Source organism: Streptomyces sp. NPDC103540 (assembly GCF_055584445.1).
Map to the genome: position 1 here is coordinate 197,698 of NZ_JBVJMA010000013.1, position 9,878 is coordinate 207,575.

Genomic DNA, 9,878 nt, shown 5'->3' on the forward strand with positions numbered 1-9,878 from the left:
GCCCGGACGGCGGGTTGTCGCCGGGTGACCTGCGTCCCTTACTGTAACGGCTTGTAAGAGCAACCCGTTACTCGGTGGAGGTGGCGATGTCAGGACGATCCGGAGCGCGGCGGTACCTGCTGACCGCGTTATGCGCGCGGCTGGCCGATGAAGGCGTGGCGGTGGCGGTGATCCTGCTGGCCGTCCACCGCACGGGCGGCGCGGCGCAGGGGGCACTCGTCCTGACGGCCTGGATGGCGCCGCACGTCCTCGCGGCGCCGCTGACGGGAGCCGTCGCGGCGCGGGCACGCCGTACCCGACTCCTCTACGCCGGCGCGCTCGGCGGCTTCGCCCTGTCGATCGCCGCCCTCGCCCTCGGCATCGGACGCGTTCCCCTTCCCCTGACCCTCGCCGTCGCGGCGGCAGGAGGCTGCTGCGGGCCGATCGTCTCCGGCGGACTGTCCAGCCTCGTCACCCGGTTGCTGCCCGCGGGCGAGGAGCAGGACCGCGCCTACTCCTGGGACGCGGTGGTCTACAACGTCGCCGGCATCGCCGGCCCCGGTACCGCCGGCCTCGCCGCCTCGTACTTCTCACCGATGACGGCCCTGCTGATCCTGGCCGGCGCGGCCGCGTGCGCCTGCGCACTCGTGACGACGCTGCGCCCGCGCGCGGGCGAGGCCCCGACGACGGAGCGCACACCGCTCCGTCGGGATCTGGTCGACGGCGCCACGACCGTGTGGAAGGTACGGGAACTGCGCGCCATCACGGCGGCCACCTGCCTGGCCTTCACCGGCATCGGGGCGCTGACCACGACCGCCGTCCTGCTCGCCACGAGGCTCGGCCACCCGGGGGCCGGTGGCCTGCTGATGACCGCGTTCGCGGTCGGCGCCCTGGTCGGGACGCTCGGGATGGCCCGGTGGCGAAACGTCACCTCGTCACAGCGGTCGGCCCTCGTCGGCCTGCTCGTGACCGCCGGCGGGCTCGCCGCGGCCACCCTGGTCTCCCCGCTTCCGCTCGTGGCGGCCTGCTACGCGGTGGCCGGCGCGGGGGACGGCCTCGTGCTCACCGCGACCCTCCGGCTGCGGGCCGAGCATGCCCCACCACGATGGCGTCCGCAGGTCTTCACCATCGGCGCCGGGCTGAAGATCACCGCCGCCGCGGCCGGCTCCGCACTCGCCGGGACGGCCACCGTCGCCACCGCCCCCTGGTACCTGCTCGCGGCGGCCCTCACGCAATCGGCGGCCGCGCTCCTGTACCACTTGGCCCGACGCGACACCCGCCGCACCGCACCCGCCGACCCGGCGCCGGGACCGTTGACCGAGGAGGCCGGCACGGCACGACCCTGAACGGCGCCGGACCGTGCGGGCCGACCGTGCGGGCCGGACCGTGCGGGCCGGGCCGCCGGGTGCGGTGCGACCGGGTGCGGTGCGACCGGGTGCGGTGCGACCGGGTGCGGTGCGACCGGGTGCGGTGCGACCGGGTGCGGTGCGACCGGGTGCGGGATCAGAAGAGCTTCCTGAGGCCGCCACCGAGCGTCTTGACGATCTTCGAACCGGTGTCGATACCGGCTTTGCCCACGGTGACCGCCGCGTCCACGGCCTTCTCCGTCGTCTTCGAGGCGATGGACCAGCCACCCCGTCCGCCGCGCGAGAGCAGGCTGAGGGCGAGGTGGCCGACGGACTCTCCGAACTCCTTGCTCAGCCAGCCGAACTCGATGCCCTTGAACAGGCTGCTGAGCGCCCCCGAGAGGGCGGAGGCGGCGAAGAGGGCACCGGCCACCACGACCAGGACCGGAACCGCAGGGGGGAAGAGGGCCATCGCTCCCAGGGCCAGGAGCGAACCGAGCCCGGACCAGTCGCTGATGACCTCGAAGGCGTCCGCCCACCAACCGGCGTCCGACCACCACTTCTCCGTGCCGTTGGTGCCGTTGGGATTGACCTGGTCGTTCTCCGGAACATCGGCGGGGTTCCGCTGTTCGTCGGCGAGCCGCTGCGCTTCCTCCTGCGCCTTGCGGGCCGCCTCGGCCACCTCCTGCTCCCGCTTGACGATGGAGATCCTGCGGGCCTCGGACGCCGCTGCCGCCGCCTCGCCCGAGCTCTTGCCCGCCGCGATGGCCGAATCGTGCGCCGCGGTGGCCGACGCGCGGGCGGAGCGGGCGGAGGTCAGGGCGCCACGGGCGGAGTCGATCGCCTTGTTCGCCGAGTAGTTGGCCGACCGCGCCGCTCCGCGCGCGACCTCCGCCGCCTGCTTGGCCTGGTCCGCCCGGGCCTGGGCGTCCCTGGCCGACGTCTCCGCGGCGTTGGCGTTGGCGTTGGCCTCGACGGCGTACGCCGCGGCGTTCTCCTTGGCCTGGAGCGCCCTGTTCGCCCACTGCTGGGCCTCCGCCGCCGCGTTGCGCGCGTCGGCCGCGGCCCGCGAGGCGTAGGCGGCGTCCCGCTGCGCCTCCTGGGCGATCTTGGCGGCGGCGGAGACGGTGGCCTGGATCGCGGCCGCGTGGCTCGCGGAGTCGTGATCGAGTCGGGCGGCATGGTGGCTGACCACGTTGACGAAGTGGAGCTTCATCCAGCTCGGCCCGGCCAGTGCCACCTCGCCGAAGGCCTTGGTGTAGGCGCCGCCGGTGTGGATGAGCGACGCGATCCTGACCTGTACGTCCTCCTCCACGGCAGCGGAGAGTTCCTCGTCGAAGAACCGTTGCAGGGCTTCGGCGGTGTTGACCGCCAGTGCCTTGTCGGCGGCCCTGCGCACCGCCGCTCCGACCTCACCGTTCAGCAGCCGGAAGATGAGGACCCGGTTCTCCTCGGACCGACGGGCGATGACCCCACTGGTGCTGAAGTCCCCCACCGCCTGGTCGCTGCCGCCGGCCAGCACGTCGGCCGCGCCACGTGCCACTTCCGGTCCGGAGATCCGCGCGACGTGGAGCAGCGTCTCGCGGTCGTCCTGGGCCTGTGCCAGGGAGCGGTCGAGGTCGACCCAGCTCAGGACGTCGTCGTCGCTGCCCGCGAGGGCGAACTGCGCGGCCTCCCGGGTCCAGCTGCCCTTGGAGCGCAGCAGGCCCACCGCCGCCTGCCGGCCGAGGGGTACCGCACGGGCGAGGTCTCCGGAGGACAGGGCCTGCTCGGCCTTGGCGATCGTTTCCTTGAGGGCCTGGGTGATCTGCTGGGCCTGGGTGCGCTTGTTCAGCGAGGCGGCGCGGTCCGCCGCCTCCTGAGCGGCCAGCTCCCTGGCCTCCTCCAGACCCCGCTTGCGGTCCGCCTCCAGGGCCGCCCACTCCGCCTCGCGGGCCTTGGCGGCGACGGCCACGGCTTCGGAGACCGTCCTGGTGGCGGTGTCGGCGGCCTTGACCGCGTCCGCGGCGTGCGCGGTGGACTTGTTCGCGTAGTCGATGGCCTGGCCCGCGTACGTGACGGCTTCCTCCGCCGCCACTGCCGCCTTCAGGGCGTGACCTGCCGCGGAGTTCGCCGCGTCGCGCGCTGCCCGGGCCGCCGCCGCGGCCGTGCCCGCCAGCGTCCGGGCGGTGGAGGCCGCGTTGGTGGCCTCGTTCGCCGCGCCGGCGGCGATGTCCGCCTCGCGTCGGGCCCGCGCGGCCTCGGACTGGGCGATCCCGGCGGCGTCGGCGGCCTGGGCCGAGGCCCTCGCCGCCGTGGCGGCCTCACGTGCCGCCGAGGCGGCGGCGTTGCCCGCGCCGGCCGCGGCGTCGGAGGCGACGGCCGCCTGGTCGGCGGCGGTCGCCGCGCTCTGCGCCTTGGCCGCGGCGTCGCGCGCGGCGACGGCGGCCTCCCTCGCGGCCGCCGCCTTGGAGGCGTCCTTGGAAGCGGCGATCGCCGCGTTGTACGCGGTCGAGGCCGCCGCCCCCGCGACGGCCGCCGCCTGGGACGCGCCCGTCGCCGCCCGGGCCGCGCGACGGGCCGCCTCCACGGCGGTGTTCGAGGCGCGGATGGCGATACGGGCGGCGTCCGCGGCCCCCTGTGCGGCGGACGCGGCCTTGCGGGCCGCCGCACCGGACCTGGCCGCGTCCGCCTTGCCCGCCTCGGCTTCGGCCGCCGCCTTCTGCGCGGCCTCCTTCGCGCGCTCCGCCGCGGTCTGGGCCCGCTGCGAGGCCTCGACGGCGAGATCGGTGCTCGCCCGCGCCAGCTTCCCCTCGCGCTCGACGACCGCCACGAGTTCCTTGATGGTCGCCTTCTCCTGATCGCGCGCCCGTGCGATGTGCTGCCCGATCTCGAGGAACCAGGAGAGGTCCGCGTCCGTGCCCTGGATGGCGCGGTCGGCGTACTTCCTCACCTCCGGCCCCGCGCCCGACATGATCGTCAAGGTCTCGACGCGCATGTCCTCCTCTTCGGCCGTCCAGTGCCCTTCGATGATGAACCGCTCCAGAGCCTGGTCGGTGCCCGCCTCCAGTGCCGCCGTGCCGGCCCTCCTCACCGCACGGCCGCCGAAGTTGACCATCGTCGCGGTGGCCACCTTCATGTCCTCGGACACGGCCGCCCGGTAGCCGCTGCCGACGAACGTCGCGATGGCCGCGTCACCACCGAGCAGCGCCGCCGACCCCTCGCGACGCATCGCCTTGCCCGCGCCCACCATGCCGGCCAGCGCCGCGACCCGGTTGTCCTCGGCGGTGGTTCTGACGAGTTGCTCGCCCAGGAAGGCGCTCACCTCGGCGTCGGTCCCCGCCAGCGCCCGGGCCGCAAGGGCACGTGTCTCCCGGCCGCCGGACAACCAGGCCATGACGGCCCGGGCCCGGGCGGTGTCCGGCAGTGCGCCGTTCGTGCCGTTTCCCGCGGCACGGGCGACCCGTGTCAGCTGGATCGGCGAGGCCGCGGCGGCGGTCGCCGCGGCCAGCACACCGAGGAGTCGACGTCTGCTCATGAAGGTGATCGGCACGGGTACTCCTCAAAGTCCTGACCTGGGGGGGGCACGTTGACGTGGTGGTACAAGACGGTTCAGAGGTGCGGGGGGCGGCCCGCGGCGCGAGGTCGTTGACGTACACCTGCGAGCCCACGGCATGGCGGCGGGGCCCGCGGAACCGCTCGGCGTGCGCGCCCACGGCCTGCGACCGAGCCCGTGCACGCGCCTCCCGGGACCCGCCCTGCGGATACACCCCTCGCTTCACCGCCGCTCCGGCGAGCCGGCGCATCCAGCGCCGAGTAAAGCAAATCGCATCGGATTCAGTCCCGGCGCCAACGAGCCATTTATCACGTGGATCCGGCCGGCCGGAATTCATGAATCCGGGAACCCGATGTCCCGCCGCGACGCTTTTCCGTGACAGCGGGTCACATTCGGCGACGGAGGCGTTCGCCATTCCGGAAGTGCGCACCGGGCATTTCGCCCATCCAGTCGCAAAAAAGGGCACATCCGGGGCGTAGGTCGCCTCCTGGTTCATGCGTCCATTTTGTTCACCTGGACAGGCGCCTATTCCGGAGTTGTAATCAGGCAGGGGTCGGGGGAATTGACGCAGTGGTCCCGACGTCTGTTTTCGGAAATTTTTCACGCCCCCACGACCGCTGTCGGAGGGCCCCGGGCCCATTTCCACAGGAGCTTCAGTGAAGAATTACCTGCGTGTCCTCACCGTGAGCTGCGCCGCCGCACTGGCCGCCGCGACGTTCCTGGTGTCCGCCGACACGGGGGACACGATTTCGGCCAAGCCGGTGGTGGACGAGGGGCCGGGCTACGCCGTCGAGACGTTCGACTACCCGCTGGCCGACAAGATCCTGGCCGAGAAGAAGATCCTGCTGAAGCGCGGTGACGGTCACATCACCCTGGCCGACTGCGCCGGCGGGCCGGGTCTTCTGGAGGTCTGGGCGCGCGCCAAGGAGAAGATCTGCTTCAAGGTCACCGGCACCAGCGGCTGGTTGACGATGGAGATCCCGGCGGTCTACGGCATCCGCGGCAGCGCCGACCAGACCGCGCAGGTCGACATGACCGTCGGCACCGAGGAGAAGTCGTACACGGTGCCGAAGGACGCCTTCACCCCGGTGGGGGAGAGCGCCGACGACCAAGGCCGCGACCACATGCTCGTCGAGATCAGGACCTCTCGGTAGGAACCTGACGGACCCGGCGGCCATGGCCCGCCCGCGACCTCGGACACCGCGCGGTCCGCGGCCCGGGCGGGCGGGGCGACGGCACGCCGCCACGTCACTCCGTCCGCGTGTCGGGACCGGCGAAGCGGCCGGTCCCCCTCGGCCCGTACCGCACAGGCCTTCCGTACGCGCCGCCCTCGCCCCTACACATCTCGCGACCCACGGACCCGCGACCCACGGACCCGCAAGCAACGCCGTTCGCCTTCCGCGCCCCGGCGCACTCCCGCACGCCTTCGAGCGCCTCGTCGGCGTTCCGGCCGATCCGGGGCCGGCGACAGGTGAATTCGGCCCGGACCGCCGCCCGGCCCGCGCCGTCGCACCGGGCCCTTGGTGGGACACGGGAAACGCGACGGCCGACCGTTCGCCTCGCGAACTCGAAGTCCCGGACGCGGTGGTGACGGCCAAGGCGCTGTAGGCAGGCCACCCGGCACGCCACTTCGCCGCGTTCCTGCCCATCCGCCACCGAGACAAGAGGAATCCGACAAGCATGCACAGAATACGTCCGCGCGCCGCAGTCGGTCGGCGCGCCAGGTCAGCCGTGCTCGCGGTGTTGGCCGCAGTGACAGTGGGACTCGCCACGACCGGTACGGCCGCCGCACAGCCGACCCCGGCGGCGTCCGGAGGGACGGCCGGCCCGGACCGGGCCGCCCCCGCTTTACCGGCGACGACGCTCGACGACCTTCCCGAGAAGTCCGCAGCGCACTGCGAGGCCACGAAGGTCGGGTCGAAGGAACGCGGGAGGGGCGCGGTGGAGGCCTGCGTGAGCTTCAGCCCCTCCCCGGCCCGGTCCGCCGCCGCGCCCCGGCCGAGCGTCCCACAGGGCTCCGCGGCGGACGCCGCCTGCTCGGTGGGCGGCGCCGGCAACTACTCCTACGAGCGCTTCTCGTACTGCGTCAGCGGCCTGAACGTGTCCTACACCCTGCGTGACGGCAACGGTGTGGAGATCGGGTGGGGCACCCTGGAGGTCGCCACGAGCGCGTCGCTGCCCGCCAGCGGTACGACATGGAACGAGCAGGTCACCGTGAGGATGACCGAAGCGCGTGGCGACGTCACCACCCTGAGCGTCAAGTTCCGCGCCGCCTGCGGCGCCGGCTGCACGGCGACCAAGTCCGCGCCCTGGTACGGCGCGGACCTGACGAAGGGCCAGTTCCGCACCGGGCCCGTCACGTACTCCTCGACACCCGCCGCCGGAGCCGTAGCGGAGTTCAGCACCTCGTACCAGTTGTTCGTGACCATGCCGGGCGCGACGATCACCGATCCGAACGCCTCGTGGACCAACCCGCGCCGGATCCGCTGTGACGACGCGGTGGGAGAGGTCGGGGCCGCCCCGTCGCCCGGTTGCGTCGTCCCCTCCGAAATGGCCGTCGTGCCCATGAAGGCGCGGGGCTCGGACGCCGGTGGCGCGGTCGCCGCCTACCAGTGGGCTCAGCAGAGCCTCAACGACGGCTGGGGCAAGGCCAAGCCGCTGACCCGCCAGAAGGCCGGCACCGCCGACCGCGAGAGCCGAACCTGCGGAACGTTCAAGGCCAGGGACGACCTCGTCGAGAACGACACCTGCGGCCAGTTCCCCTTCGCGGAGGCGGGGGAAGGAGGCAGCGCCGGCGCTCGCTGCGTCGAGCTCATCCCCAATGCCAGCAGCGGCGGCTGGGACACCTACGTCCTCGGCAACAGCCTGGAACTCGACCCCGCCGCACCGTGTGTACGCGCTCACGTCCCCCCGGCCGACAGGCAGTTCGCCGACCGGAAGCTCGCCGAGGGCTTCCGAGACCAGCGGGTGATCGACGCGGACCCGTTCAAGGTCGACATCAACACGCCGACCCAGGCCGCGCAGGCCGCATGCCTGCGGATTCCGCCGGCCGGCGCCGTCCCTTCCGGCAACGGGTGGCGCAAGAACACCACGAAGCCGGTCGACCACGTGAACAAGACGACCAACCCGCCGGGCCCGCCCGGTACCCGGCCCTCCTTGGCGCAGGCCTGCCTGGGCAAGAAGCCCGGGGCGGGCAAGGCCGCCTCGGGCAGCCCCACGGGCTGGCTGGACGCCCAGAAGTTCCGCGACGACTTCGCCTCCGGCGCCAGTCAGGCCCGTTGTCACCTGATCGCCAACATCCTCGGCGGACCCGGCCGGATCGAGGACGGCGGACAGGACAACCTCGTCCCCTGCTGGCAGGTGGGCATGAACACCGGAACGCCCAGCATGAGGACGTTCGAACGCGAGGCACAGGAGAAGGTGAAGGAGTCCGGTTTCGGGGAGGACGACGCGATCTTCTACCAGGTGAACCCCGTCTTCCGAGACGACACGAGCACGATTCCGCTGGGGATGACCATGAGCGCCACCATCGAACGGGCGGACGGTACGAGGGAAGAGCTGTTCCCCAACGTCTTCGTGCCCAACACCCTGAAGGACACGGGCACGCTCAATCTCGGAAACTAGTCGGCCGGCCCCGCCGCCCGCGCGGCCACCCGACCGTACCCCCGTCCCGGAGCTCCGACACCGCAGGCCGGCTCGGTCGGCGGGCCGCTCGGCCAGGGCCCGCCGACCAACCCGTGTAGCGGCGATGGAGCGATGTGCGCGGCGCGGGTTGAATTCGAATCGCGAAAGGCCGGAATCCGTAATATGTGGGAGTAGCGAGATCCGGAGTGGCGGATCTGGAGATCGATACGGAATTCGACCCTCAGGTTTGTTCGGCGCGCGGTCGGTCGTGCGCGCTTCAATCTCTCTTTTCGCCATGTCTCTGTCCTGTTTCGCTGCTTACAGGGATCCGGGCCCACGGCTACGCTCCATCCGGCAACGGGGGGAGCCGTCGCGGGTGGGAACGCCCGGAACATTTGCCGCCCCTTTTGTTGGAAGCGGTCCGCCTTGCGCACGACATCAGACGAAGGAACCGCCATGCCCATTTTCCGTCAGCGTCCCGCGTGGACCGCCCGTGTGGTCGTGACCACCCTCGTCGTATCGGCTGGGTTGCTGAGCCCGCCCGCCGCCCTCGCGGCCACCGGCCCGGAAGCCGCAGCCGGACGCTTCCCCTCCGTCGTGCGGCTGGCCGTCGGAGCGGAAGCCGACTCCCGTGCCTGTACCGGCGTCGTGGTCGAACAGATGTGGATCGCCGCCGCCGCGAGCTGCTTCGCCACGACCCCGGGCTCCCCGGTCCCGGCCGGCAGACCCGCCCTGAGGAGCACGGCCACCCTGAGCACCGGCCAGACCGTCGAGGTCACCGAGCTCGCCCCTCGCGCCGACCGCGACTTCGTCCTGGCCCGCCTGGCCGCACCCGCCACCGGCATCACACCGGTCAAGCGCGCCAATGCCGTACCTCCCGCCGGCACCGAACTCACCACCGCCGGCTTCGGACGGACCAAGACCGAATGGGTCGTCGACAAGCCCCACACCGGCACCTTCACCATCGGCTCCACCGACGCCACCACCCTCACCCTCAACGGCCGGGGCTCCGACACCATCTGCAAGGGCGACGCAGGTGGCCCCCTCCTCGACCCGGCCGGCGACCTGATCGGCGTCAACAGCCGCTCCTGGCAGGGTGGCTGCCTCGGCACCCCGCCCACCGAGACCCGCACCGGAGCCGTCGGCTCCCGCACCGACGACCTCCACGCCTGGATCGAGGAAACCGTCCGCCGGACCGCCCCGCGCGACTTCAACGGCGACGCCCGATCCGATGCGCTGATGGCTTACTACCACCAGAACGGTTCGGTCGGTTTCTATACCGCTTTGGGCGGTGTGGGCGGCGGGTTCGGTGACTTCTCCGTTGGTTATACGGTTCCGCCGGCGAGTTGGGATCGGTCGTCGATGAAGTTGTTCTCGGGTGATTTCGACGGTGA

At 72.4% G+C, this 9,878-nt stretch carries 5 protein-coding genes; 4 read left to right on the forward strand and 1 reads right to left on the reverse strand.

Going from position 1 to position 9,878, the window contains the following annotated elements:
• The first annotated feature begins 86 nt into the window (after window positions 1-86).
• Window positions 87-1,325: an MFS transporter gene (locus tag ACZ6ZI_RS29255; protein WP_469525695.1), complete on the forward strand. Its 1,239-nt coding sequence runs from the start codon at window positions 87-89 to the stop codon at window positions 1,323-1,325.
• Between the two features lie 157 nt (window positions 1,326-1,482).
• Here ACZ6ZI_RS29255 and ACZ6ZI_RS29260 read toward each other — a convergent pair whose 3' ends face one another.
• Entirely contained in the window at window positions 1,483-4,857 is a 3,375-nt protein-coding gene (locus ACZ6ZI_RS29260) for an ALF repeat-containing protein (protein ID WP_469525696.1), read from the reverse strand.
• 659 nt (window positions 4,858-5,516) lie between these two features.
• Between ACZ6ZI_RS29260 and ACZ6ZI_RS29265 the strand changes: the two genes are divergently transcribed.
• The 3 genes from ACZ6ZI_RS29265 to ACZ6ZI_RS29275 all read left to right on the forward strand — a co-directional run.
• A complete protein-coding gene (locus tag ACZ6ZI_RS29265) occupies window positions 5,517-6,014 on the forward strand; it encodes a hypothetical protein (RefSeq protein WP_469525698.1) in 498 nt (165 codons plus the stop codon).
• Between the two features lie 598 nt (window positions 6,015-6,612).
• Window positions 6,613-8,484, forward strand: coding sequence for a DNA/RNA non-specific endonuclease (locus ACZ6ZI_RS29270; RefSeq protein ID WP_469525700.1), 1,872 nt, complete (start codon window positions 6,613-6,615; stop codon window positions 8,482-8,484).
• 456 nt (window positions 8,485-8,940) lie between these two features.
• On the forward strand, window positions 8,941-9,878 hold a 938-nt coding region (locus ACZ6ZI_RS29275; RefSeq protein ID WP_469525702.1), incomplete at its 3' end, for a trypsin-like serine protease.